We start from the raw sequence: 24024 nt of genomic DNA, 5'->3' as shown, positions 1-24024 counted from the left end.
TAGCCCGATGTCCAGCTATCTCTTCACCTCCGAATCGGTCTCCGAGGGCCATCCGGACAAGATCGCAGACCAGATCTCCGATGCGGTCCTCGACGCCATCCTGGCGCAGGACAAGCGCGCCCGCGTGGCCTGCGAGACCCTGGTGAAGACCGGTGCGGCCATCGTCGCCGGCGAAGTCACCACCAGCGCGTGGGTCGACATCGAGGGCCTGGCCCGCCAGGTCATCAACAGCATCGGCTACAACAATTCGGACGTGGGCTTCGACGGCCACACCTGCGCCATCATCAACATGCTCGGCAAGCAGTCCCCGGACATCGCCGCCGGCGTGGACCGCAAGAAGCCGGAGGAGCAGGGCGCGGGCGACCAGGGCCTGATGTTCGGCTACGCCTGCAACGAGGCGCCGGAGTTCATGCCGGCCCCGATCTACTACTCGCACCGCCTCGTCGAGCAGCAGGCCAAGGTCCGCAAGAAGAAGAACTCGCCGCTGCCGTGGCTGCGCCCGGACGCCAAGTCGCAGGTCACCCTTCGCTACGACGACCAGCACAAGGTCGTCGGCCTCGACGCGGTGGTGCTGTCGACCCAGCACGACCCCGGCGTGAAGCAGAAGGACCTGGTCGAGGGCGTGTACGAGCACATCCTCAAGCCGGTCCTGCCGAAGAAGTGGCTGGAATCGCTGCCGAAGAAGAAGGTCCACATCAACCCGACCGGGATCTTCGTGATCGGCGGCCCGGTGGGCGACTGCGGCCTGACCGGCCGCAAGATCATCGTTGACAGCTACGGCGGCATGGCCCGCCACGGCGGCGGCGCGTTCTCGGGCAAGGATCCGTCGAAGGTCGACCGCTCGGCCGCCTACGCCGCCCGCTACGTGGCCAAGAACGTGGTCGCCGCCGGCCTGGCCGACAAGTGCGAGGTGCAGGTCTCCTACGCCATCGGCGTGGCCGAGCCGACCTCGATCTCGGTCACCACCTTCGGCACCGGCCGCATCCCGGACGCGCAGATCGAGAAGCTGATCCGCAAGCACTTCGACCTGCGTCCGTACGGCATCATCAAGATGCTGGACCTGGTCCACCCGGTGTACCAGCCGACCGCCGCCTACGGCCACTTCGGCCGCAAGCCGTTCGAGCTGGCCTACACCGACGGCGCCGGCAAGAAGCAGGTCGCCACCGCGTTCTCGTGGGAAAAGACCGACAAGGCCGAGGCGCTGCGCGCCGACGCCAGGCTGAAGTAAGCGCGCGCCGCGCGAACGGCGATGCTGCTGGACGACGGGCCGCGCAAGCGGCCCGTCTTCGTTTCCGACAGCCAGGCCGTGCCGGTCAGGTCCGTACCGTCACCCGCACATCCTCCGGCCCGCCCGCGCGCGCGGCGACCACGCGGTCGCCCATCCGGGTGAACGCCAGGTCCACGCGCACCCCGCCCACGTCCAGCCGTTCCACGCGCAGGTGGTCCACGCCCGGCGGCAGCTGCGGATGGGTGATCGCCACCTCGCCATTACGCGCATCCACCTCCAGGCCGAGGCAGGCCTGCAGCAGCATGAACACCGACCCGGCCGACCACGCCTGCGGCAGGCAGGCCACCGGATAGGCGATCGGCGGCTGGCCGGCGCTGCGCGGGAAGCCGCAGAACAGCTCCGGCAGGCGCATGCCGAAGTGGGTCGCCGCCTCGAACACCTCGCCGAGCAGGCGCGCAGCCTGGCGACGCGCGCCATAGCGGGCCATTCCCGCCGCGCACAGGGCCACGTCGTGCGGCCACACCGAGCCGTTGTGGTACGACATCGGGTTGTAGCGCGGCTGGTCGGCCGCCAGCGTGCGCACGCCCCAGCCGTTGTCGAAACGCGGCGAGCCCAGCTGTGCCACCACGCGCAGCGCCCGCTCGGGCGTGGGCAGGCCCACGTAGAGCAGGTGTCCGGGGTTGGACGCCAGCACCCGGCACATCCGGCCCTCGCCATCGCGGGCCAGCGCGTAGAAATCCAGCGCCGGATCCCAGTAGCGTGCCTCCACCGTGTCGCGCAGCGCCTGCGCGCGCGTGCGCCAGGTCGCCGCCGCCTCCACCTCGCCGCGCTCCAGGGCCAGCAACGCCATCGAGCGCAACGCCTCCCAGGCATAGCCCTGCACTTCCACCAGCGCCACCGGCCCTTCCGCGAGGCGGCCGTCCTCGTGAAACACCGAATCCCCGCTGTCCTTCCAGCCCTGGTTCGTCAGGCCGCTGGCCTCGCCACGCGCATAGGCGAGCAGGCCGTCCGGGTCGGCGTCGCAGCTGCGCTCGATCCAGCCGGTGGCGCGGCGCAGCGCCGGCCACAGCCTGTCGATGAAGGCCGAGTCGCCGGTGCGGCGGAAATAGCGCCCGGCCAGCAGGACGAACAGCGGCGTGGTGTCGACGCCGCCGTAGTACAGGCCGAACGGCACCTCGCCCAGCGCCGCCATCTCGCCCTTGCGGGTCTCGTGCATGATCTTGCCCGGCGCCGAATCGCGGAAGCTGGAATCCTCCGCGGCCTGCCGTTCGGCCAGGTAGGCCAGCACGCCGCGCGCCAGGCCGGGGTCCAGCCACAGCGTCTGCAGCGCGGTGATGATCGCGTCGCGCCCGAACGGGGTGGAGAACCAGGGAATGCCGGCATACGGGTAGCGCCCCGACGGCAGGTCGCTGGCCAGCAGGGCGATGTCGGTGCGCGAACGCTCGACCCAGGCGTCGAACAGCAGGCCGCTGCCGCGCAGGCGCGCGCCGGAGCGGCGCCGCGCGCGCAGCGCGCCGCGCGCATGGACCATGGCCCGGCGGTGCCGCGCCGCGTCCGGCCTTTGCGCGTCGCCGCCCACCTCGAGGTACAGCTCGAAGCACTCACGGGGCGCGAGCCGGCAGTCGAAGCGCGCCCGGTCCACTTCCAGGTGCGCCGGCGCCACCGAGAACGCGATCACGGTGCGCCGCGCCACTCCGTCCAGGCCCTCGTAGTGCAGCACCACCCGGTCGCCGTCGAGCTGCGCCTGCGGATAGCTGCCGCGGCGCGCGCGCTCCATGCCGCGCACCTCGAACATGTCGCGGAAGTCCGCGGCGAACTCCAGGGTCAGCGGCACGGACACCGGCGTGCGGTCGTAGTTCGAGCAGACGATGCGCTCGTGCAGCCTGCCCTCCCACAGGAAGCGCGAACGCTCGATGTGGATCACGCCCTTGCCCGCGGCGTTGCCGCCGATCGGCGGCAACGGGCGGTTGGTGAGGTGCGCGCTGAACACCACCCGGTCCTGGCCGAGCGCGGCGCTGAGCAGGGTCGGCGTGGTGCCGTCCAGGCCCAGCTTCAGGCGCGAAAGGATGCGCGTGCCGTCGTGGAACAGCCCATCGGCGACCTCCCCTCCATGGAGGTCGCCGAGCGCGTCGCAGACCAGGAAGCTGTCGCCATCCTTGAGCGAATAGCTCGCCTGGTGTGTCGCCGGCAGGGTTGGCGCCATGCGCATGTCAGGCCAGCCGGGCCAGACCGGCTTCGTCGTTGGCAGCCTTCCCCGCACCGGCCACGCGGGAGCCGCCGCCCAGCAGGCGCCGGTACAGCTCCAGGTAGCCGCGGGCCATCACCGTGGCCGAGAAGCGGCGTTCGAACACGCGGCGGATCGTGGCGCGGTCCAGTTCGTGCAGGCGCTCCACCGCCGCCACCGCCTCGTCCATCGAGGACACGATGAAGCCGGTCACGCCGTGCTCGACCACCTCGCGTACCGAGCCGCAGTCCCAGGCGATCACCGGCGTGCCGCAGGCCATCGCCTCGATCATCACCAGCCCGAACGGCTCCGGCCAGTCGATCGGGAACAGCAGCGCGGCGGCGTGGCCGAGGAAGCCCGGCTTGCGCGCATCGTCGATCTCGCCGACGAAATCGACCCCGGCCGCGTCCAGCAGCGGCTCGATGCCGTCGTGGAAGTAGACCGCGTCGGCGGCGTCGACCTTCGCCGCCATCCGCAGGCGCATGCCGGCACGGCTGGCGATCTCGATCGCCCGGTCCGGGCGCTTCTCCGGCGAGATGCGGCCGAGGAAGGCCAGGTAGTCGCCGCGCGGCGACTCCGGAGGCCGCAGCAGGTCGGCGGGCAGGCCGTGCGGCACGGTGCCGATCCAGTTGGCGAAGCGCAGCGGCTGGCGCTGCTGCGCCGAGATCGAGACCAGCGGGAACTGCGGCCAGCGCCGGTACACGTCGGGCAGGTCCGCCAGGTCGAGCCGGCCATGCAGCGTGGTCAGGGTGCGCCCGGCCATGTCCGCGAACAGCGGGAAATGCAGCAGGTCGACGTGGAAGTGCAGCAGGTCGAACTCGCCGGCGCGGCGGCGCACCTCGTGCAGCATCGCCAGGTGCGCGGCGAGGTCCGACTTCAGCGGCTCCGGATCCAGGCGCAGCGCCTGCCCGCGGCAGGCCACGAGGCGCGCGCGGGTGCGGCTGTCGCCACTGGCGAACACGGTGACGTCATGGCCGAGGTCGACCTGCGCATCGGCCAGCCAGGCGACGATGCGCTCGGTACCGCCGTACAGGCGCGGCGGGACGGCTTCGTACAGCGGGGCGACGTGGGCGATACGCATGCACGCACCTCAGCTGGACCGCGCCGGGCCTTGGCGGCGCATGGGCCTGCGCGCGTGGTGGTACAGGATCAACGGCCTTGCGTCGTTCATCGTGCTCCTCCTCGTTGCGGTACGCCGGCGGCGGACCACGCCCCGCGGGTGCGGCCGGGCGGGCCCGCCGCAGCAGGTGGATGGAGGCACGGCCGGCATCGTCATGCGTCCCGGAACGGGATAGACGATGGCAACGGTGTTTCCCGCGGCCGGCCGTGCGCCGCCGCGGCGCTGCAGATGGGCGCGGCGGTGGGCGCTTCAAGAGCGACCGCGGCGCCTCATTGAACGATCTTTCAGGATCGTCGAAGAACCGTTAACCGGTGTTCTGCACGCCCTGGGAGACGCCGTTGACGGCGGCCACCAGCGCGCGCAGCAACCCGTCGTCCTCGCGTCCGCTGGCCCGCCAGCGCGCCAGCAGGTCGGCCTGCAGCACGCTGATCGGATCCACGTACGGATTGCGCAGGCGGATCGACAGGGCCAGCCGCTGGTCGTGCTGCAGCAGCCACTCGTTGCCGTTGAGGCGCAGTACCCACTCCTTGGTCAGCGCATGCTCGGCCTCGATCCGCGGGAAGAACTCCGCGTGCAGCGCCTCGCCGGCCAGCTTCGAGAACATGCCGGCGATGCCCATGTCGCCCTTGGCCAGCACCATCGACACGTCGTCCAGCATCGTCTTGAAGAACGGCCAGTCGCGGCCCATCTCGCGCAGCGCGTCCTCGCCGTGGCGCTCCACCGCCACCTTCAGGCCGGTGCCCAGGCCATACCAGCCCGGGATCACCGCGCGCGCCTGGCTCCACGCGAACACCCAGGGGATCGCGCGCAGGTTGGACAGCGCCGCGTCCTGGCCGAGCCGTCGCGAAGGCCGCGAGCCCAGCGTCATCCGTTCGATCACGTCGATCGGCGTGGCACCGCGGAAGTAGTCCATGAAGCGCGGCGCGCCGACGAAGGCGCGGTAGGCCGCGCTGCTGGCCTCGGCGACGGTGGCCATGATCTCGCGCCAGCGCGCCTCGCGCGGCTCCGGATCGCGCGGGCGGATGCTCGACACCAGCACCGCGCCGGTGGCCTGTTCCAGCGAGCGCAGGGCCAGCGCGCGGATGCCGTACTTGCGGTGGATCGCCTCGCCCTGCTCGGTCACGCGCAGGCGGCCGTCGACGCTGCCGCGCGGCGAGGCATCCACCGCTCGCGTGGTCTTGCTGCCGCCGCGGCTGAGCGAACCGCCGCGGCCGTGGAAGAAGGTCAGGCGCACGCCCTGCTCCTCGGCCACCTGCAGCAGTTCCACCTGGGCGCGCTGCAGGCCCCAGCGCGAGGCGGCGATGCCGCCATCCTTGCCGCTGTCCGAATAGCCGAGCATCACCATCTGCACGTCGCCGCGCGCGGCCAGGTGTTCGCGGTAGACCGGGTCGGCGAGCAGGTCGCGCAAGGTATCCGGGCCGTGGCGCAGGTCGTCGACGGTCTCGAACAGCGGGGCGATGTCCAGCGGCACGTGGCCGTCGGCGTCGACCAGCCCGCCGCGTCGGGCCAGCGCCAGCACGGTGAGTACGTCGGCGCGGCTGCGCGCCATCGAGATGATGTAGGCGCCCAGCGCGTCGGCGCCGTGGCGGCGGCGCGCGTCGCCCAGCGCCTGGAACACCGCGTCCAGGCGCTGGTTGGTGGCCTCGCCGCTGGCCGGCAGGACGCGCTCGCCACCGGCGTAGGGGCCTAGCACCGCGGCCTGCTCCACCGGCTCGCGCGCCTCCCATTGCGCGTCGTCCAGCGCGGCGGCGACCGCGCGCGCGTGCACGCTCGATTCCTGGCGCACGTCCAGCCGCGCCAGGTGGAAGCCGAAGGTGCGCAGGCGCCAGACCAGGCGCCGCACCTGGAACCAGCCGGCGTGGATGCCGCGGTTGTGCTCCAGGCTCTGCCGCACCAGGTCGATGTCGGCGGCGAACTCCTGCGGCGAGGCATAGCCTTCCGGGCGGTCCTCCAGGGTCGCCTGCAGGCGCGCGCGGACCAGGTCGATCAGCAGCCGGTACGGCATGTCGGCATGGCGCGGGCGCGCGGCGGCGGCGGCCTCCGGCAGCAGCGCGCGGTAGCGCTCCACCTGCTCGAGCACCGCCGCGTCCACCCCGACCACGCCGGAGGACTGGGTCAGCAGGCGCGCCAGCTGCTGCAGTTCGGCCAGGTACTTGCCGAGGATGGCGCGGCGCTGCGCGTCCAGGGTGCCGCGGATGGTGCTGGCGTCGACGTTGGGGTTGCCGTCCATGTCGCCGCCGACCCAGGTGCCGAAGCGCAGCAGCCGCGGCAGTTCGGTGGCGATGCCGAAGTATTCGCCGATCGCGTGTTCGAGGGTCTCGTAGAACACCGGCATCACCCGGTACAGCACTTCGGTGAGGTAGAAGCCGACGTGCTCGCGCTCGTCCTCCACGCCCGGGCGCACCGGCGAGGAATCGGCGGTCTGCCAGGCCGAGGTCAGCGCCATGCGGAAGCGCGCCAGGTCGGCGGCGCGTTCGCCCGGCGTGCGCCCGCCGTCGAGGTCGTCGACCAGCGCGGCGACCATGATCTGCTCCTTCTCCAGCAGCGCGCGGCGCACCGCCTCGGTCGGGTGCGCGGTGAACACCGGCTCGATGTCGATTCGCTCGAGCCAGTCGCGCAGTTCCTCCGCGGCCACGCCCTTGTCCTTCAGCCGGCGCAGCGCGTCGTGCAGGCTCTCCGGCTGCGGACCGGTGCCGGTGCGCTGGTAGTCGCGGCGGCGGCGGATGCGATGCACCCGCTCGGCGATGTTGACCACCTGGAAGTAGGTGCTGAACGCGCGCACCAGCGCTTCGGCGTGGGCCGGCTCCAGCCCGTCCAGCAGTGCCGACAGCGATTCGATCGGGCTGCCGTTCTGGCGCCGGGCGATCGCGGTGGTGCGTACCTTCTCGACTTCGTCGAGGAAGGCCGGCGAAACCTGTTCGGCCAGCATCTCGCCGACCAGCGCGCCCAGGCGGCGTACGTCGTCGCGCAGGGGAAGGTCCGGCGGAGCGAATTCGAGCTGGCGGGGTGCGTTCATCGAGGCTCGGCGGGTCGGGGGAGTCCCGAGCTTAGCCGCGCCTTATGCGATGCCGCAAAAGTTTCAGCAGTACCGGTTGCGCATGGAAAGCGGCCCGCCCCCTGGGAGCGGGCCGCCTCGCTTCAGTTCGCCGCCGTCTGGCCGGCCGGCGCCTGGCGCACGTGGCGCTGCAGCCAGTCGTCGGTCTCGGCGAGCATGTGCAGGATCGACTCGCGCGCGCGGTAACCGTGCGATTCGCGCGGCAGCATCACCAGCCGCGCATTGCCGCCCAGGCCCTTGATCGCGGCGAACATGCGCTCGCTCTGGATCGGGAAGGTGCCGGGGTTGTTGTCCTCCTCGCCGTGGATCAGCAGCAGCGCGTCCTTGATCCGGTCGGCGTAGTTGAACGGCGACATCGCCAGGTACGTCTCCTGCGCCTGCCAGTAGTTGCGCTCCTCGGACTGGAAGCCGAACGGCGTCAGGGTGCGGTTGTAGGCGCCGCTGCGGGCGATGCCGGCCTTGAACAGGCGGCTGTGCGCGAGCAGGTTGGCGGTCATGAACGCGCCGTAGGAATGGCCGCCCACCGCCACGCGCTGCGGATCGCCGACGCCGCGGCGGACCAGTTCGTCCACCGCCGCCTGTGCGCTGGCGACCAGCTGCTTGACGTAGGTGTCGTTGGGCTCGGCATCGCCCTCGCCCACGATCGGCATCGACGGATCGTCCAGCACGGCGAAGCCGCGGGCCAGGAACGGCAGCGGGCCCCAGTAGCTGACCCGGTTGAAGCGGTATGGCGAATCGGTGACCTGGCTGGCCGCCGCGGCCGACTTGAACTCCTGCGGGTAGGCCCACATCAGCACCGGCAGCGGGCCGTCGCGCCTGGCGTCGTAACCGGCCGGCAGGTACAGCGTGCCGGTCAGTTCCACGCCGTCGTCGCGGCGGTAGCGGATCTGCTCCTTGCTGATGTCGCGCAGCTGCGGCGTCGGATGCTCGAAGCGGGTCAGCGCGCGCAGCGGGTCCGGACGGTCGGCGTCGCGCACGTAGACGTTCATCGGCTCCTTGGGCGACTCGCGGCTGACCAGCAGGCGCTTGCCGGTGTTGTCGAGCATCACCGCCGGCACCTCGTAGTACGGCGCCTGCGAGTGGAACAGGCGCTCGGTCCGGCCGGTGGCCAGGTCGTAGCGGTCCAGGAACGGACGGTCGCCTTCCGGCGATGCGCCGTCGCCGGCCAGGAACAGGCTGTTGCCGTCGGCGCTGGTCAGCAGGCGCTGGTGGCCGGCCGCGTCCGGCACCGTCACCGGCGAACCCGGATCGGCGTAACGGTCCTCGGAGGACAGGTCGAACAGCAGCTGCGGCGCGCGGCCCGGCTCGTCCGGATGGATCCGCCAGGTGCGGCTGCGGCGGGTCTTCCACCAGTACTCGCCGAGCACGGCCAGGTCGCCGCGGCCCCAGTAGATGCCGCCGTAGCGGTAGCCGAGCTCGGCCAGGCGCACCGGTTCGCCCTTGAACGGGGCCGCGTGCGCGAACACCGCGTCGCGGACCTCAGCCTCGCGCGCCGGATCGCCGCCGTCCTGGGCCTCGGCCCACACCAGCGTCGCCGGCGCGTCGCTGCGCCAGTCGATCGAACGCACGCCGGTGGCCACCGCGTCGTTGCCGGTCGGCAGGCCTTCCACCAGCGGCAACCGCGCGACCGTGTGCACCGCCTTGCCGGTGGCCGCGTCCAGCACCTCGATCACGCGCGGGAAGCGCGACAGCGGCACCAGGTAGGAAAACGGGCGCTCGACCCGCTGGGCCAGCACGTAGCGGCCATCGGGCGACGGCGAGGTACCGATGTACAGGCCGGCCGCGCCCAGCTTCGTGACCTTGCCGTCGATGCCGACCCGCGCCGGCTGCGAGGTGAGGTAGTGTTCCAGCACCTGCGCGTCGTTCTCGCTGCGCAGCAGGTCCTGGTAGGTGCGCACCGAACGCACGCCGGCGCCGGCGTCGGTCTGCTGGATCGACGGGCCGGTCGGCACCGCGTCGGCCGGCGGCAGCGGCCGCGCCTGCGGGGTCTGCAGGCGGACCAGCAGGCCGCGGCTGTCCGGCAGCCAGCTGTAGGCGCCGCCGGCGACGGTGTTGAGCCCGGCGACCAGGCGGCGCGCCTTGCGCGCGGCCACGTCGACCAGCCACAGCTCGTTGGCGCCGCTGGCGCTGTCGATGCGGTTGAAGGCAATCCAGCGCTGGTCGGGCGACCAGGCCATGCCGGCCAGGCCCAGCGGCTGCGGCAGGCCGGCGATGCGCTGCTCGGCGCCGCTTTCGACCTCCATCAGCCACAGGTCGCTGGAGAAGGAGAACTGGCTGGCGGCGTGCACGCGCGGATGCAGGCGCAGGCCGGCCAGCTTCAGCTCCGGCTGGGCGACCATGTCGATGCCCGGCAGGTCCGGCACCTGGCGCATGGCGATGAGGTCGCGGCGCGGCGACAGGCTCATCTGCGGCGGACGCGGCGCGTCGACGATCGCGCGCAGTTCCGGCACGGGTTCACGGTAGGCGCTGGCGGTGCTGGCCTGCGGCTGGGCGTCGGCCGGCTGCGGCCAGCCGCCGGCGAGGACGGTGCAGGCCAGCAGCGGCAGCGCCGCGCACGCGGCGAGCGGGCGCGGGAGGCGCCGCTGGCGGCCCGTCCGGACGGGCCTGGGTGCGGTTTCGGACATCGATGGGTTCCCCGGGTTTGACGACCCGTCTGGATACCATGCGCAGGCCCGACCCGACCCATGACGAAAGTCCCGGGCGGGTTCATCCGTCGATCCCGATGGGCCGATATAATGCGCGCGCCCGTCGAGGGGCGCTGCGACCCAGGATCCCGCGGTTACCACCGCCGGAGCGCGTCCCGCGAGGACGCCACCGCATCCGGGGCCAGGCTCGACGCGCATACCCACCGCGACAACGGCGCCCGGACGAAGCGAGCACACGCCCGCCCTGACCGGAGCATCCGCATGAATGCCGTAGCCAAGACCTTCTCCACCGGCGGCGACTACAAGGTCGCCGACATCTCCCTGGCCGACTGGGGCCGCAAGGAAATCGACATCGCCGAGCACGAGATGCCGGGCCTGATGTCGATCCGCCGCAAGTACGCCGCCGCGCAGCCGCTCAAGGGCGTGCGCGTGACCGGCTCGCTGCACATGACCATCCAGACCGCGGTGCTGATCGAGACCCTCAAGGACATCGGCGCCGACGTGCGCTGGGCCTCGTGCAACATCTTCTCGACCCAGGACCACGCCGCCGCCGCGATCGCCGCCACCGGCACCCCGGTCTTCGCCTGGAAGGGCGAGACCCTCGAGGAGTACTGGGACTGCACCCTGGACGCGCTGACCTTCACCCTGGCGGACGGTACCCTCGCCGGCCCGCAGCTGGTGGTGGACGACGGCGGCGACGTCACCCTGCTGATCCACAAGGGCTACGAGCTCGAACAGGGCGACGACAGCTGGGTCAACTCGCCGTCCGGCTCGCACGAGGAGCAGGTGATCAAGAACCTGCTGAAGCGCGTGGCGCAGGAACGCCCGGGCTACTGGACCCGCGTGGTCGCCGACTGGAAGGGCGTCTCCGAGGAGACCACCACCGGCGTGCACCGCCTCTACCAGCTGGCCGAGGCCGGCAAGCTGCTGGTCCCGGCGATCAACGTCAACGACTCGGTCACCAAGTCCAAGTTCGACAACCTGTACGGCTGCCGCGAGTCGCTGGCCGACGGCCTCAAGCGCGCCATGGACGTGATGCTGGCCGGCAAGGTCGCGGTGGTCTGCGGCTACGGCGACGTCGGCAAGGGCTCGGCGCACTCCCTGCGCGCCTACGGCGCCCGCGTGATCGTCACCGAGATCGACCCGATCTGCGCGCTGCAGGCGGCGATGGAAGGGTTCGAGGTCGCCACCGTCGAGGACACCCTCGGCAAGGCCGACATCTACGTCACCACCACCGGCAACCGCGACATCATCACCCTCGAGCACATGCAGGCGATGAAGGACCAGGCCATCGTCTGCAACATCGGCCACTTCGACAACGAGATCCAGGTCGACCGGCTGTACGCCTCCGGCGCGGTAAAGACCAACATCAAGCCGCAGGTGGACAAGTTCACCTTTCCCTCGGGCAACAGCATCTTCCTGCTGGCCGAAGGCCGCCTGGTGAACCTCGGCTGCGCCACCGGCCACCCGAGTTTCGTGATGTCCAACTCGTTCTCCAACCAGACCCTGGCGCAGATCGACCTGTGGCAGAACCGGGACGTGTACGGGAATACCGTGTACCGCCTGCCCAAGAAGCTGGACGAGGAAGTGGCGCGCCTGCACCTGGAGAAGATCGGCGTGAAGCTGACCAGGCTGACCCAGAACCAGGCCGACTACCTGGGCGTGCCGGTCGACGGCCCGTTCAAGCCGGAGCACTACCGCTACTGAGCCGCCGGCGCTGCCGTCGGATCCGGAACGGGCGCCCAGGGCGCCCGTTCCGCCATCTGCGCCCTGCGGATCAGTCGCGGCGCAGCAGCCACCAGGCCAGCAGCGCGGCGCCTCCGAGGGCGAGCCCGGCCTTGCCCGGCGAACGCCGCGCGTCCTCGCACAGGCCCTCGACCACGTCGACGCGATCGGCCGCGACCAGCATCAGCCAGTGGCCGGCGTCGTTCTCGCTGCGGCGGAAGGCGGCGCGGCGGATCGCGCCGCTGAGCCCCTTCGGCGGCAGGCGCGTGCCGAAGGTGCGCGAATGCTCCGGGCGCTCGACCGACTTCAGCACCTCGACCGTCATCGGCTGTTGCGGCGGCGGCTCGCTCCATGGCACGTCCAGCCGCGGCGGCGTGCGTTCCATCGGCACCGCCGGACGGTTCCCGCGCGGCAGGTCCGAACCCCAGCCGGGGATATGTGTGTAGCCCTCGCGGACCATGGCGTCCTCCCGTTCGCCGGCCATCACGCCTCTCCCTGCGCCGAGGGCGGGATCAGCACCGGCTTGATGCAGTTGTCGCGCTTGTTGATGAAGATGTCGTAGGCGTCGGCCACCTCTTCCAGCGGAATGCGGTGGGTGATGATCTCGCGCGGGGAGATGTGGCCGGCGCGGATGTGCTCGATCAGCCGGGGCAGGTGTCGCTTCACGCTGGCCTGGTTCATGCGCAGGGTCAGGCCTTTGCTCACGGCGTTGCCGATCGGGACCATGTTGAAGGTCGGCCCGTACATGCCGACGATCGAGATGCGCCCGCCCTTGCGCGCGCTGTTGATCGCCCAGTGCAGGGCGATCGCCGAACCGGCCTGCAGCATCATCACCTTGCCGGTGAGGCTGTGGAACGCGCTGCCGGTGGCGTCGCAGCCGACCGCGTCGATGCATACGTCCGCGCCCAGCCAGTCGGTGATCTTCTTCAGGTGGGTGGCGACGTCGTCGACCTCGCGGAAGTTGACCGTCTCGGCGTACGCGAACGTCCTGGCGAACTCCAGCCGGTAGTCCTCGCAGTCCACTACAATCACCCGGCCGACGCCGAAGAACCAGGCGCTCCTGGCCGCGAACAGGCCCACCGGGCCAGCGCCGAACACGACGACGGTGTCGCCCTCGCGGATGCTGCCCATCTCCGCGGCCTGGTAGCCGGTGGGGAAGGCGTCGGTGAGCAGCACCGCGTCCTCGACGCGGATGTCGTCGGGGATGATCGTCGGGCCGACGTCGGCGAACGGCACGCGCACGTACTCGGCCTGGCCGCCGTCGTAGCCGCCGGCGGTGTGGGTGTAGCCGTAGAAGCCGCCCATCGCGCTGGCCTGTGAGTTGACGTTGTGGCAGTTGCCGTACAGCTCCTTCTGGCAGAAGAAGCAGCTGCCGCAGAAGATGTTGAACGGCACCAGCACGCGGTCGCCGGCCTTCAGGTTCCGGACCGATGGCCCCACCTCCTCGACCACCCCGCAGAACTCGTGGCCGATGATCGAGCCCACGCGCGTGTCCGGCACCAGGCCGTTGTAGATGTGGATGTCCGAGCCGCAGATGCAGGTGCGGGTGACGCGGACGATGGCGTCGTTGGGATGCTCGATCACCGGCTCGGCGACATGGGCGATGCGCATCCTGCGCGGGCGGTGGTAGGTGGTGGCGAGCATCGGGTGCTTCTCCGGTGGGGTGGCGCCGGTCGTGCCCGGCCCTCGCGTCGACCTTGGCGCCGCGGCCGTGAACAGCGCGCGTCCGCGACGTGGCGGAAACGTGGAGTCGAAACTGAACATCGCCGCAAGGCGCTGCGCGATTCAGCCGGGATTCGTCGCTTCCGGACGCGGCCTGCACGAACGCGAACCGATCATCCGCGCATGCCGCCCAAGGCATGCCGCCCCCCGCCTCCATGCGTACGTTCCTGTCTTCCTTGCTCGCCTGTGCGATGTCCACCTGCGCCCTGTCGGTCACGCCAGGCAACGCCGAAGCGGCCACCGGCATCGCCCGCTGTGCGATGCCCGACGGCACCCATGCCTATACCAACGTCGCCTGCAGCCGCCTGGGTGGACGGCACGTGGCCCTGTCGGCCGAGGTCCAGAACCGCATCCGTCGCGAACAGCGCCGCGAGGCCGAACTGACCGGCATGTCCCTGCCGCCGGCGGGCCTGCTGGCGGAATCGCAGCGCGGATCGCGGCGACCGAAAGGCCAGGGATGCGCGACGAGCCCGCGCGAGCTGGCAGTGGACCTGCGCGCTTCCATGGCGCAGGGCGACGTGAACCGCATCGCGGAGAGCTTCGACTGGGCCGGCATGCGGCACCGCCAGGCGATGCGGGTGATGGCGCAGCTCACGCGGCTCGGTCGCGCGGCCCTGGTCGACGCGGAGTTCTTCGGCTCGACGCCCAGCGCCGGCGACGGCACCTTGCAGGTCCTGCTGGAGGAAGCGGGGAGGCAGAAGGTCGCGGACTTCGACGTGCGTCGCCACCGCGGCTGCTATTTCCTGCAGCACCGCTGGTCGGCCTGATACGGCGCGCTGCGCCGCGCCCTGCGCAGCAGCCAGGTGGCCGGCCGCGCCATGCAGGCTGCGGCGCGCGGCTCAACGCCAGTTGGCGTTGTTCTCCCAGAACTCGACGCTGCGCAGGTAGGCTTCGCGGTCCAGCGGCACCCCGGAACCGCCCTCCTCCACGCCCAGCGCGTTGCGCATCATCGTGATCGGCGCCATCGGGATCTCTGCCGGCTCCATCGTGTACAGGCAGCCGACCACGCCCCAGTCGGCCTCGATCGGCGTGCCTTCCTTCGCCAGCTGCTCGCGGCTGTACAGGATCGCCACCAGGTACTCGGCCACCGGCGGCTCCACGCCCTCGAACCAGCGCACCAGCACCGGCAGCTCCGAGCGCGTGGGCGCCTCGTAGGCAGAGCGCAGCAGGTGCCGGTTTTCATCGGTGATCGGCACGGTCAGGCAGCGGGTGCCGGTCCAGTTGCGGTGCACGTGCAGCTTGCAGAAAGGGGCGTAGCCGTCGAGCACCTTCAGCGGCTCGTGCTCGTTGAGGTAGCGCTCGAACTCTTCAGGTGTGCAGTCCTGGATGGTGTTGGCGCGCGGCGTGCGCGGGAACAGGCGGGCCTGGGCGAACGGGGTCATGGCGATGCTCATGGAGGGATTGTCCCAGAAGCCAGTGATTTGTGATTAGTGATTGGTGTTTCGAACAGGCAAAGCCGTCCACTTGGGGACCCGGGCGGCTCGCTCCCGGCTTTCTCGAATCACCAATCACCAATCACCAATCACACACATGCTTTCATCGCGATAAAGAGATATTATCCGGCCACCACCGCCCCAGCCGCCGGCCGCGATGACCACGCCGATCAGCTTCGAGTTCTATCCGCCCAAGACCGACGAGCAGCGCCGGCAGCTGGACCGCGCCGCCACCCGGCTGCGCGCCTACGCGCCCGAGTACGTGTCCTGCACCTTCGGCGCAGGCGGCTCCACGCTCAGCTACACCTCCGAGACCGTGCGCCACCTCAACCAGCACCACGGCTTCGAGGCGGCCCCGCACCTGTCCTGCGTCGGCGGCAACCGCGAGGAGATCCGCGAGCTGCTCAAGCTGTACCGCGCGATCGGCTGCCGCCGCATCGTCGCCCTGCGCGGCGACCTGCCCTCGGGCATGGGTCATCCGGGCGACCTGCGCTACGCCGCCGAGCTGGTGCAGCTGATCCGCGCCGAGCACGGCGACCGCTTCCGCATCGAGGTCGCCGCCTATCCGGAAACCCATCCGCAGGCCGAGGACGCGCTCACCGACCTGCGCCACTTCAAGGCCAAGGTCGAGGCCGGTGCCGACGCGGCGATCACCCAGTATTTCTACAACGCCGACGCCTACTTCCGCTTCGTCGACGACGTGCGCCGGCTGGGCGTGGACATCCCGGTGGTGCCGGGGATCATGCCGATCTCCAACTTCACCCAGCTGCGCCGCTTCTCCGAAGCCTGCGGCGCGGAGATCCCGCGCTGGATCGGCAAGCGCATGCAGGCCTTCGGCGACGACGTGGCGGCAATCCGCGAGTTCGCCGCCGACGTGGTCGCCGACCTGTGCCGCAAGCTCGTCGCCGGCGGCGCGCCCGGCCTGCACTTCTACACGCTGAACCTGGCCCGGCCGACCGAGGCGGTGCTGGCCCGGCTGTGAACGCGTCCGCGGCGCCGTGATTCCGCCCTGGGCGGCGGCGGATTAGGCTGGCAGGCCATGCGCCCCACCGCCCTCCTGCTGTCCACCTGCCTGCTGCTGGCCGCGCCCGACGCGGCCCGGGCGCAGCAGGTGCATCGTTGCCTCGGCGCGGACGGACAGGCGGTCTACACCGACCAGCCGTGCAGCGCACTGGGCGCCAGCGAACGCCCGTCGCCGCAGCCGGCCACGGACGGGGCCGTGCTGGACGCGACGCAGCGGATGTTCCGCGACGGCTGTCCGCGCCGGCTCAGCCAGCTGGTGCTCGAGATCCAGGGCGCGATCCAGGCGCGCGACGTCAACCGCCTCGCCAGCATCTACGACTGGCAGGGCGTCCCGCGCAGCGCCGCGCCGCGCATCCTCGACCGCCTGGAAGCAATGGTGCAGAACCCGCTGGTGGACATCGGCCCGGTCTACCCGGCCGACCCGTACGTGTCGGCCGCGCCGCCTTCGACGGCCGCCCTGCCACCGTTGCCGGCGCCACCGCCGGAAGATACTTCGACGCAGGCCGCCTCCGGTCCGCCCGCCTGGATGCCCACCTGGAGCTCCGGGGCGCCGGAAGCCGCGCAAGGCCGGCCGGTCGACCTGTCCACCCTGCCCGCGCCGCCGCCGCGCCCCTACACGCGGCCGCGCCCGGTAGGCCTGCGGGTGGAACAGGTCCGGGGCGGCACCGCCACCCCGTTCACCACCCGCTTCAGCCTGCGCCGCAGCCACGGCTGCTTCTGGATCGGGTTCTAGCGCCGGCCGCCGCCGGCTGCGGCAGAATGGGGCTTCCGTCCGGTGGAGCAGGCCCATGCAGTTCCCCGAGAAGATCTGGCACAACGGCGCCATCAAGCCCTGGGCCGAGGCCACGACCCACGTGATGGCGCACGCCATCCACTACGGCTCGTCGGTGTTCGAGGGCCTGCGCGCCTACGACACGCCGAAGGGCACGGCGATCTTCCGCCTCCGCGACCACACCCGGCGCCTGTTCGGCTCGGCGAAGATCTACGACATCGCCATCCCGTACACGCCCGACGAGATCGACGCGGCCTGCCGCGAGATCGTCCGCGCCAACGGCCTGCGCAGCGCCTACCTGCGCCCGGTCGCGTTCCGCGGCGTCGGCAGCGTCGGCATCGCCGCGGAGACGCCGATCGACGTGGCCATCGCCGCGCTCGACTTCGGCCGCTACCTCGGCGCCGAGGCGCTGGAACAGGGCATCGACGCCTGCGTGTCCAGCTGGCAGCGGGTCGCGCCGAACACGGTGCCGGCCGGAGCCAAGGCCGGCGGCAACTACCTGTCCGGGCAGCTGGTCACGCGCGAGGCGCGCCGCCACGGCTACGGCGAAGGCATCGCCCTGGCCGCCGGCGGCCTGCTCAGCGAGGGCGCTGGCGAGAACCTGTTCCTGGTGTTCGACGGCGCGCTGCACACCACCCCCGCCAGCGCCTCGATCCTCACCGGCATCACCCGCGATTCGATCATCCGCCTGGCGCGGGATGCGGGCATCGAAGTGGTGGAGCGCGACATCCCGCGCGAATACCTGTACCTGTGCGACGAGCTGTTCATGTGCGGCACGGCGGCGGAAATCACCCCGCTGCGCTCGGTCGATGGCAAGCCGGTCGGCGACGGCAGGCCGGGGCCGGTCACCCGGCGCATGCAGCAGCTGTTCTTCGGCCTGTTCGACGACAGCACGCCGGATACGCGGGGCTGGCTCGACTACGTGTGAGCGCGGCGGCGGTGGGCCGCCGCGGCTTCTTCAGCCCTGCTCGTCGAGCGGCGCACCGCCGAAGGACAGCGTCGCCACCACGCCGCTGCGGCCGTCCTGGCGCGGGCGCACCTTCACATCCCAGCCATACAGGTCGCACAGCCGGCCGACGATCGACAGGCCGATGCCGGCGCCCTGCGAGTGCCCGGCGTGGGTGCCGCGGTAGCCACGCTGGAACAGCCGCGCCGCGTCCTCCTCGCTGAGGCCTGGCCCGGTGTCCACCACCTGCACTCCGTCGGCCAGCAACCGCACCACCACCTCGCCGGCCGGCGTGTACTTGACCGCGTTGCCGACCAGGTTGCCCAGCGCCACCGCCAGCGCCGCCTCCGGCGCCTCGATGACCAGGCCCGGTTCACCCTCCAGGCGCAGCTCCAGCGGCTTGCCGCCCAGCTGCGCACGGTGCGAGTCCAGCAGCTGCTCGGCCACCCGCGCCACGTCGCTGTGGCCCTGGCCGCGCTCGTTGCGCGACAGCAGCAGCAGCGAACCGATCAGGTCGCTGCACTGCTGTTCGGCGCGCTGGATGCGCAGCAGGCGCGCGCGGGTGCGCTCGTCCAAGTCCGGGCGCGACAGCAGCAGCTCCACCGCGCCCTTGATCACCGCCAGCGGCGTGCGCAGTTCGTGGCTGACGTCGGCGTTGAATTCGCGGTCGCGCTGGACCACCTCGGTCAGCCGCGTGGCGTAGTCGTCCAGCGCCTCGGCCAGCTGGCCGACCTCGTCCTCGGGGAAGTGCGGCGCCAGGCGCCGCGGCTGGCTGCTGCCGCGGTAGGCGCGCAGCCGCGAGGCCAGCTCGGTGACCGGCCGCATCACCCGCGACGCCGACCACCAGCCAATCAGCAGCGACAGGCCGCTGAACAGCAGGATCGACACGTACAGCGCGCGCTTGAGCTGGACCTCGCCGCGCAGCGTCTGGGTCATGTCGTAGGCGAGGAAGAACCACTCGTTCGGCGTCTTGCGCACCGCCAGCTTGTAGGCGAACGGGTTGCCGTCCTCGTCCTGGCCGCTGATGTTGTGGATGCCGTCGGGCAGCTCGTACCAGTCCGGCTCCTCGCGGCGCAGCTGCTCGAAGCCCTCGCGGGTGACCACGCGCCCGTACATCTGCTGCACCGGCAGTTCCGGGCGCGCGTTGCCGGGGTCGAGGTAGAAACGCCGCGCGTACTCGTTGATGTTGCGGTTCATCACGTCCTCGACCAGTTGGCTCTCCACGCGCTGGCGCGCGTAGTCGGTGAGGAACGCGAACAGGGCCGTCAGGCCCGTGCCCAGCAGCAGGAACGAGAGGATGATGCGGGTACGCAGCCGGCGCCGGAACCTCCGGTGCCGGCGGGGATGCGTCGTGGACTCAGCTTCCGCCATCGGGCGCGGCGATGCGGTAGCCGATGCCATGCCGGGTCTGGATGTAGGGCACCGGGAAAGGCTTGTCGACCACCGCGCGCAGGCCATGGATGTGCACGCGCAGGGAATCGGAATCCGGCAGCTCCTCGCCCCACACGCGGGTCTCCAGCTCCTGGCGGGTAACCACGGCCGGCGAGGCCTCCATCAGCGCCTGCAGGATCTTCAGCGCGGTGGGGTTGAGCTGCAGCAGGCGGCCTTCGCGACGGACCTCGAGGGTGTCGAGGTTGTACTCGAGGTCGCCGACGTTGAGCACCCGCGTCTGCACGCCCTTGCCGCGCCGCGACAGCGCGTTGAGCCGCACCTCGACTTCCTGCAGCGCGAACGGCTTGATCAGGTAGTCGTCGGCGCCGGAGTCGAAACCGGCCAGCTTGTTCTCCAGGCTGTCGCGGGCGGTGAGCATCAGCACCGGGGTCTGCTTGCGCGCCTCGTTGCGAAGCTTGCGACAGACCTCGATGCCGTCCATCCCCGGCAGGTTCAGGTCCAGGACGATCGCGTCGAAATCGTGGACCACCGCCAGGTGCAGGCCGGTGACCCCGTCGGCGGCGAAATCGACGGTATGGCCGCGGTCCTCGAGGTAGTCCCCGAGGTTGGCCGCGATGTCGCTGTTGTCTTCGATGACGAGGATGCGCATGGGCGCCTCAGTTGGCCATTGGCAGGCGGACACCGCGGTTGTTCATCAGCGCGTTCTGCGTCTGTTCGTGGGCACGGCGGCGCTCGGCCACGGTCTGGCAGTTGTTGGTGGCCCGGTGCGAGCCGACCTTCTTCTCGCGGACGCAGACCAGGCGGCTGTCCTCGCGGGCCCTGGTCAGCAGCGTGTTGATCCGCTCCTGCTCGTTGAAGACCTCGACCTTGTCGCGCTCGGACAGCTGGTTGACGTCCTGCACGCCGTTCAGCAACGCGTCGATGCGGTCCAGGGACGCGCGCACCTGGCGGCGTTCCTCGGCGCCGATCTCGCTGTAGGTCTCGCCGTCGGCGAGCGCCTGCAGGATCGCGGTGCGCTGGGCGTCGAACGAACGCGCCAGGTCCAACCCCTTCTCGGGGGAGAAGGATTCGCCGCTCGCGTTGATGGTGGCGCCGGCGGCCACCGGCGCCAGGGCGAGGACGGAGAGGATGAGCAGCTTGTACATCGGAACCTCGCGAATGACGGGTGGAAAGGGACGGTCCGGCGACGGAGGCCGCCGTCCCGATTCTGCCTAGGCATGCATGACCGGGCAAACGACATCGCCCGGAGGCAACGCCCGGATGCAAAAAGGCCCAGGCTGGGGAGACCGCCTGGGCCAAGGATTGCCCCGATTACCGTATCTCGTGTGCCGGCCGGGGAGGCTGCGATCCCCCCGGCTGACGAAGGAGCTGCGGTCCGATGGAGCCTAAGCCGGAACCGATTAAAGGTGCGTTAAAAGGGCCGGCGCCGGGCCCCGCCCCGGACCCCGGAAACCGGCCCATCTGATTGATTTGAAATGGAAACCGAGGCCGCCACGTAATCCATGATCGCCCCGGCCACATCCACCCCGCAGGCGGTCTCGACCCCTTCCAGGCCCGGGGTCGAGTTGACCTCCAGGACCAGCGGGCCGCGGCTGGAGCGGATCAGGTCCACCCCCGCCACCCCCAGGCCAAGCGCCCGCGCCGAGCGCACCGCCATCGCCTGCTCCTCCTCGCTGGCCTGGGCCGGGGAGGCCTCGCCGCCGCGATGCAGGTTCGAACGGAACTCGCCCTCGGCCGCCTGCCGGCGCATCGCCGCGACCACCCGGTCGCCGACCACGAAGCAGCGCAGGTCGGCGCCCTCGGCCTCGGCGACGAACTCCTGCAGCAGGAAGTTGGCGTAGAGCCCGCGCAAGGCCTCCACCACCGCCCGCGAGGCGGAGGGCTTCTCGGTCAGCATCACCCCGGCTCCCTGGGTGCCCTCGCTCAGCTTGACCACGTGCGGCGGCGGGCCCAGCAGCGACAGCAGGTCGTCGGTGTCGTCGGGGTTGTCGCCGAACACCGTGGTCGGCAGGCCGATGCCCTGCGCCGCCAGCAGCTGGTGGGTGCGCAGCTTGTCGCGGGCGCGCAGGATCGCGTCCGAACCGTTGGGGGTCCAGCTGCCCATCAGCTCGAACTGGCGCAGCACCGCGGTGGCGTAGCGGGTGATGGAGGTGCCGATGCGCGGGATCACCGCGTCGTAGCCGCTCACCGGCTTGCCCTTGTAGCGCATGGCGAAGCCGTCCGGGGCGATGCGCATGTAGCAGCGCAGCGGGTCGAGCACGCGCACGCTGTGGCCGCGCACGCGCGCCGCCTCCACCAGCCGGCGGGTGGAATACAGGGAAGCGTTGCGCGAAAGGATCGCCAGTTTCATCGATGCGCCGCCGTGGAGCCTGGCCCCTGGAAACGCAGAACGCCGCGGGAGCATCCGCGGCGCCTGGCGTGGTGTCTGGAGCGGGTGATGGGAATCGAACCCACGTTAGCAGCTTGGGAAGCTGCAGTTCTACCATTGAACTACACCCGCGCGGGACCGGAAGTCTATGCGCCAGCGGGGCGCCGGCGCAACGCCGCCGGGCGCGCGCGGCGCCCGGCGGGGCGGGCGGCTCAGAAGCTGCCGCCGATGCCCAGGAACAGGCCGGTGTCGTTGCCGCCGCGCTGGCCGACCGTGGCGCGGACGCCGGCGTCGGCCTCCAGGCCGCCCAGGCGCATGCGCGCGCCCAGCACCACCGTGCCGGAGTTGTCGTCCAGCATCGCCGCCGGGACCGCGTACTCCATCCCCGGCACGGTCTGCAGGCTCGCGAAGGCCTCGGCCGGCGCGTCCTCGAACTCGTGGTCCCAGGTGGCGCGCACGTACGGCGACCAGCTGCCGGCGTCGATCCGGGCCTGCCAGCCCAGGCTGCCGACCAGCGAATCCAGGTCCTGGTCCGGGTAGGCCAGCGCGGTCGAGGCCAGGTTGTCCTCGGCGTAGCCGTCCAGCTCGATCTTCTGCCACAGCAGGCCGGCGACCGGGCCGTGGCGCAGCGCGCCCTGGCCGAACTCCCAGCCGCCGTTCACGCCGATGGCGGTGTTGCTGCCGTCGGCCGAGCCGGCGTGGCGGCGCTCCGCCGGCCCCATCCGCACGCGGCGCTCGACGTCGAAGTCCAGGCCGGTGTAGCTGGCCTGGGCGTTGACCCAGCCGTGCGCGCCGTACCAGCCGATGAAGCCGCCGATGCTGGCGTCGGTCTGCTCGAAGCCGCCGCGGCGGCCGCCGAAATCGGCGTCCAGGCGGCCGTAGCCGGCGAAGCCGCCGGCTACCAGGCCCTGGCCGTTGGACCAGTCCAGGCCGAACAGCCCGGCCGGGGCGAGGCCGTCGTACAGGTCGGCGTGCTCGCGGCGCTGGTTGTCGGCGCGCAGGCCGCCCCACCAGCGCAGGCCCGCCGCTTCCGGCGCGCCGCCCAGGTGCCAGGCGACCTGTTCGGCGCGGCTGCGGCCGATGGCGCGCGCCGACTGCGGCAGCAGGCCGACCAGCTGCGGGCCTTCCAGCACCGAGATCGCATAGTCGCCCAGGATCGCGTGCGCCGCGCCGCTGGGATGCACGCCGTCGGCGAACAGGTAGGTCGAGGCCGCGTCCGGCGAGACCAGCGAGGTCGGGTTGCAGGTCAGCGAGCTGCCGTCCGGCGGCAGGCACGCGGTCTGGGTGACGTTGCGCAGGCCGTAGGTGGACGGGCTGGCGACCACCTCGCGCAGCATGGTGAAGGTATCCAGCGGGATCACCCGGTAGCCCTGCTGCGCCAGCGCGCCGTACATGGCGGTGTTGTAGGTGGCGGCCAGCTGGGTCAGCGCGGCCTGGCCGGCCGGGCCGGCGGCGATCGCGTTCGGGGTCAGGCCCATGTCCGGCAGGTTCGGCACCAGGATGTAGCGCGCGCCGGCCGCGTCCAGGGTGCCGACGATCTGCACCACCCCGCCCACGGCGGTGGCGATGGTCGACTGCGCCGGGGCGCCGGCGGCGATCGCGAAGATGTCGTTGGCGCCGGTCCACACCGTGTACAGCGCATCCGGGTTGGCGCGGCCGCCGTTGGCCGCCAGGTAGCGGCCGACCTGCGACAGGGTCGATTCGGCGGCGCCGTTCTGCACGGTCACGCGCGAGCCGCCCTGGGCGTAGTTGTCGCCGCCCTGGTTGTCGGTGCGGCCGTCGCCGTCGAAGTTCCTCGCCACGTACTCGGCCCACACCCAGCCCGGATTGGTGGTGAAGCGGCCCGTCGCCGGGCGCACCGCTTCCGGCAGCTGGTTCTGGAAGTGGCCCGAGTCGGTGAGGCTGTCGCCGAAGAACACGGTGCCGCCGTCGAACTGCCCGGCGAAGGCCGGGGCGGCGGCGAGGGCCAGGGCAAGGGCCAGCGGGGTGCGGAGCGGACGGGATACGGTCATGGAATCTCCTGAGATTCGTGGAACTGGGATGCGGACGCAGGCGCAACAGGACGTACGCGAGCGGATGGTCCCAATGGTCCGCCGATGGCCGCCGGCACTCACGCTGCGCTGCGGCAAGCCGCCGGCGATGCGACAATCGCGCCATGGACATCGTGATCAACGGCGAACCGCGCAGCGTCGCGGCCGGAACCACCCTGCAAGCTCTGCTCGAAGCCGAAGGCCTGGCCGGCCGCCGCGTGGCGGTGGAGGTCAACGGCCAGATCGTCCCGCGCGGCCGCCACGCCGACCATGCGCTGGGCGCCGGCGACCGGATCGAGATCGTGCACGCCCTCGGCGGCGGCTGAGCCGGCGGGGCCGCC

At 71.4% G+C, this 24024-nt stretch carries 19 protein-coding genes and 1 tRNA gene; 7 read left to right on the top strand and 13 right to left on the bottom strand.

Features of this window, described 5'->3' with window-relative positions:
* The first annotated feature begins 7 nt into the window (after positions 1-7).
* Positions 8-1228: a methionine adenosyltransferase gene (metK, locus tag PSEJ35_RS0111515; protein ID WP_028917926.1), complete on the top strand. Its 1221-nt coding sequence runs from the start codon at positions 8-10 to the stop codon at positions 1226-1228.
* An 85-nt stretch (positions 1229-1313) separates the two neighbouring features.
* Here metK and PSEJ35_RS0111510 read toward each other — a convergent pair whose 3' ends face one another.
* From PSEJ35_RS0111510 to PSEJ35_RS0111495, 4 genes are all read right to left on the bottom strand, one after another.
* Positions 1314-3431, bottom strand: coding sequence for an amylo-alpha-1,6-glucosidase (locus PSEJ35_RS0111510; protein ID WP_232207649.1), 2118 nt, complete (start codon positions 3429-3431; stop codon positions 1314-1316).
* 7 nt (positions 3432-3438) lie between these two features.
* A complete protein-coding gene (locus PSEJ35_RS16125) occupies positions 3439-4533 on the bottom strand; it encodes a glycosyltransferase family 4 protein (RefSeq protein WP_051412654.1) in 1095 nt (364 codons plus the stop codon).
* Between the two features lie 343 nt (positions 4534-4876).
* Positions 4877-7588, bottom strand: coding sequence for a phosphoenolpyruvate carboxylase (gene ppc / locus PSEJ35_RS0111500; protein ID WP_028917924.1), 2712 nt, complete (start codon positions 7586-7588; stop codon positions 4877-4879).
* A 122-nt stretch (positions 7589-7710) separates the two neighbouring features.
* Positions 7711-10032, bottom strand: coding sequence for a prolyl oligopeptidase family serine peptidase (locus PSEJ35_RS0111495; RefSeq protein ID WP_232207650.1), 2322 nt, complete (start codon positions 10030-10032; stop codon positions 7711-7713).
* A gap of 501 nt (positions 10033-10533) precedes the next feature.
* Here PSEJ35_RS0111495 and ahcY point away from each other — a divergent pair.
* A complete protein-coding gene (gene ahcY / locus PSEJ35_RS0111490; protein ID WP_028917922.1) occupies positions 10534-11979 on the top strand; it encodes an adenosylhomocysteinase in 1446 nt (481 codons plus the stop codon).
* Positions 11980-12049: 70 nt separating this feature from the next.
* Here the strand turns inward: ahcY and PSEJ35_RS16120 are convergent, their stop codons facing one another.
* Entirely contained in the window at positions 12050-12481 is a 432-nt protein-coding gene (locus PSEJ35_RS16120; RefSeq protein ID WP_232207648.1) for a hypothetical protein, read from the bottom strand.
* Positions 12481-13641 (bottom strand): zinc-dependent alcohol dehydrogenase, encoded by a 1161-nt coding sequence (locus PSEJ35_RS0111480; protein WP_028917921.1) that lies wholly within the window; start codon positions 13639-13641, stop codon positions 12481-12483. Before PSEJ35_RS0111480 ends, PSEJ35_RS16120 begins: the two co-directional genes overlap by 1 nt.
* A 269-nt stretch (positions 13642-13910) precedes the next feature.
* Here PSEJ35_RS0111480 and PSEJ35_RS0111475 point away from each other — a divergent pair, with 269 nt between their 5' ends.
* Positions 13911-14486 (top strand): hypothetical protein, encoded by a 576-nt coding sequence (locus PSEJ35_RS0111475; RefSeq protein WP_028917920.1) that lies wholly within the window; start codon positions 13911-13913, stop codon positions 14484-14486.
* A 72-nt stretch (positions 14487-14558) separates the two neighbouring features.
* On the opposite strand, the gene PSEJ35_RS0111470 is transcribed toward PSEJ35_RS0111475, so the two are convergent.
* Entirely contained in the window at positions 14559-15113 is a 555-nt protein-coding gene (locus PSEJ35_RS0111470) for a DUF3228 family protein (protein ID WP_028917919.1), read from the bottom strand.
* A 196-nt stretch (positions 15114-15309) separates the two neighbouring features.
* On the opposite strand from PSEJ35_RS0111470, the gene metF reads away from it, so the two are divergent.
* The 3 genes from metF to PSEJ35_RS0111455 are packed head-to-tail and all read left to right on the top strand — an operon-like array spanning position 15310 to position 17875.
* Positions 15310-16134 carry a methylenetetrahydrofolate reductase [NAD(P)H] gene (gene metF / locus PSEJ35_RS0111465; protein ID WP_028917918.1) on the top strand — a complete coding sequence of 275 codons (825 nt, stop codon included), beginning with the start codon at positions 15310-15312 and terminating at the stop codon, positions 16132-16134.
* A 57-nt stretch (positions 16135-16191) separates the two neighbouring features.
* Complete coding sequence (locus PSEJ35_RS0111460) at positions 16192-16908, top strand: DUF4124 domain-containing protein (RefSeq protein WP_028917917.1); 717 nt, start codon at positions 16192-16194, stop codon at positions 16906-16908.
* Positions 16909-16963: 55 nt separating this feature from the next.
* Positions 16964-17875 (top strand): branched-chain amino acid transaminase, encoded by a 912-nt coding sequence (locus tag PSEJ35_RS0111455; RefSeq protein ID WP_028917916.1) that lies wholly within the window; start codon positions 16964-16966, stop codon positions 17873-17875.
* 30 nt (positions 17876-17905) lie between these two features.
* On the opposite strand, the gene PSEJ35_RS0111450 is transcribed toward PSEJ35_RS0111455, so the two are convergent.
* The 6 genes from PSEJ35_RS0111450 to PSEJ35_RS0111425 form a co-directional block, all read right to left on the bottom strand.
* Positions 17906-19264: a HAMP domain-containing sensor histidine kinase gene (locus PSEJ35_RS0111450; protein WP_028917915.1), complete on the bottom strand. Its 1359-nt coding sequence runs from the start codon at positions 19262-19264 to the stop codon at positions 17906-17908.
* Complete coding sequence (locus PSEJ35_RS0111445; RefSeq protein ID WP_024867715.1) at positions 19251-19934, bottom strand: response regulator transcription factor; 684 nt, start codon at positions 19932-19934, stop codon at positions 19251-19253. The genes PSEJ35_RS0111450 and PSEJ35_RS0111445 overlap by 14 nt, the downstream gene beginning before the upstream one ends.
* Positions 19935-19941: 7 nt before the next feature.
* Complete coding sequence (locus PSEJ35_RS0111440) at positions 19942-20430, bottom strand: hypothetical protein (protein WP_028917914.1); 489 nt, start codon at positions 20428-20430, stop codon at positions 19942-19944.
* A 266-nt stretch (positions 20431-20696) separates the two neighbouring features.
* Entirely contained in the window at positions 20697-21635 is a 939-nt protein-coding gene (gene rimK, locus PSEJ35_RS16115) for a 30S ribosomal protein S6--L-glutamate ligase (RefSeq protein WP_051412653.1), read from the bottom strand.
* 76 nt (positions 21636-21711) lie between these two features.
* A tRNA-Gly gene (locus tag PSEJ35_RS0111430) sits at positions 21712-21785 on the bottom strand.
* A gap of 80 nt (positions 21786-21865) precedes the next feature.
* Positions 21866-23665 carry an autotransporter domain-containing esterase gene (locus PSEJ35_RS0111425; RefSeq protein ID WP_037083148.1) on the bottom strand — a complete coding sequence of 600 codons (1800 nt, stop codon included), beginning with the start codon at positions 23663-23665 and terminating at the stop codon, positions 21866-21868.
* A 143-nt stretch (positions 23666-23808) separates the two neighbouring features.
* On the opposite strand from PSEJ35_RS0111425, the gene thiS reads away from it, so the two are divergent.
* Positions 23809-24009, top strand: coding sequence for a sulfur carrier protein ThiS (gene thiS / locus PSEJ35_RS0111420; RefSeq protein WP_028917912.1), 201 nt, complete (start codon positions 23809-23811; stop codon positions 24007-24009).
* Positions 24010-24024: the final 15 nt, after the last annotated feature.

Origin of the sequence: Pseudoxanthomonas sp. J35 (genome assembly GCF_000513995.1) — a bacterium.
Taxonomy (GTDB): Bacteria; Pseudomonadota; Gammaproteobacteria; order Xanthomonadales; family Xanthomonadaceae; genus Pseudoxanthomonas.
This window is presented reverse-complemented; position numbering and strand designations above follow the sequence as displayed.

Excerpts from the sequence above, each read along its gene's own strand:
- metK (WP_028917926.1), top strand. The coding sequence starts at position 8 with ATGTCCAGCTATCTCTTCACCTCCGAATCGGTCTCCGAGGGCCATCCG.
- PSEJ35_RS0111510 (WP_232207649.1), bottom strand. The coding sequence starts at position 3,431 with ATGGCGCCAACCCTGCCGGCGACACACCAGGCGAGCTATTCGCTCAAG.
- PSEJ35_RS16125 (WP_051412654.1), bottom strand. The coding sequence starts at position 4,533 with ATGCGTATCGCCCACGTCGCCCCGCTGTACGAAGCCGTCCCGCCGCGC.
- ppc (WP_028917924.1), bottom strand. The coding sequence starts at position 7,588 with ATGAACGCACCCCGCCAGCTCGAATTCGCTCCGCCGGACCTTCCCCTG.
- PSEJ35_RS0111495 (WP_232207650.1), bottom strand. The coding sequence starts at position 10,032 with ATGAGCCTGTCGCCGCGCCGCGACCTCATCGCCATGCGCCAGGTGCCG.
- ahcY (WP_028917922.1), top strand. The coding sequence starts at position 10,534 with ATGAATGCCGTAGCCAAGACCTTCTCCACCGGCGGCGACTACAAGGTC.
- PSEJ35_RS16120 (WP_232207648.1), bottom strand. The coding sequence starts at position 12,481 with ATGGCCGGCGAACGGGAGGACGCCATGGTCCGCGAGGGCTACACACAT.
- PSEJ35_RS0111480 (WP_028917921.1), bottom strand. The coding sequence starts at position 13,641 with ATGCTCGCCACCACCTACCACCGCCCGCGCAGGATGCGCATCGCCCAT.
- PSEJ35_RS0111475 (WP_028917920.1), top strand. The coding sequence starts at position 13,911 with ATGTCCACCTGCGCCCTGTCGGTCACGCCAGGCAACGCCGAAGCGGCC.
- PSEJ35_RS0111470 (WP_028917919.1), bottom strand. The coding sequence starts at position 15,113 with ATGAGCATCGCCATGACCCCGTTCGCCCAGGCCCGCCTGTTCCCGCGC.
- metF (WP_028917918.1), top strand. The coding sequence starts at position 15,310 with ATGACCACGCCGATCAGCTTCGAGTTCTATCCGCCCAAGACCGACGAG.
- PSEJ35_RS0111460 (WP_028917917.1), top strand. The coding sequence starts at position 16,192 with ATGCGCCCCACCGCCCTCCTGCTGTCCACCTGCCTGCTGCTGGCCGCG.
- PSEJ35_RS0111455 (WP_028917916.1), top strand. The coding sequence starts at position 16,964 with ATGCAGTTCCCCGAGAAGATCTGGCACAACGGCGCCATCAAGCCCTGG.
- PSEJ35_RS0111450 (WP_028917915.1), bottom strand. The coding sequence starts at position 19,264 with ATGGCGGAAGCTGAGTCCACGACGCATCCCCGCCGGCACCGGAGGTTC.
- PSEJ35_RS0111445 (WP_024867715.1), bottom strand. The coding sequence starts at position 19,934 with ATGCGCATCCTCGTCATCGAAGACAACAGCGACATCGCGGCCAACCTC.
- PSEJ35_RS0111440 (WP_028917914.1), bottom strand. The coding sequence starts at position 20,430 with ATGTACAAGCTGCTCATCCTCTCCGTCCTCGCCCTGGCGCCGGTGGCC.
- rimK (WP_051412653.1), bottom strand. The coding sequence starts at position 21,635 with ATGAAACTGGCGATCCTTTCGCGCAACGCTTCCCTGTATTCCACCCGC.
- PSEJ35_RS0111425 (WP_037083148.1), bottom strand. The coding sequence starts at position 23,665 with ATGACCGTATCCCGTCCGCTCCGCACCCCGCTGGCCCTTGCCCTGGCC.
- thiS (WP_028917912.1), top strand. The coding sequence starts at position 23,809 with ATGGACATCGTGATCAACGGCGAACCGCGCAGCGTCGCGGCCGGAACC.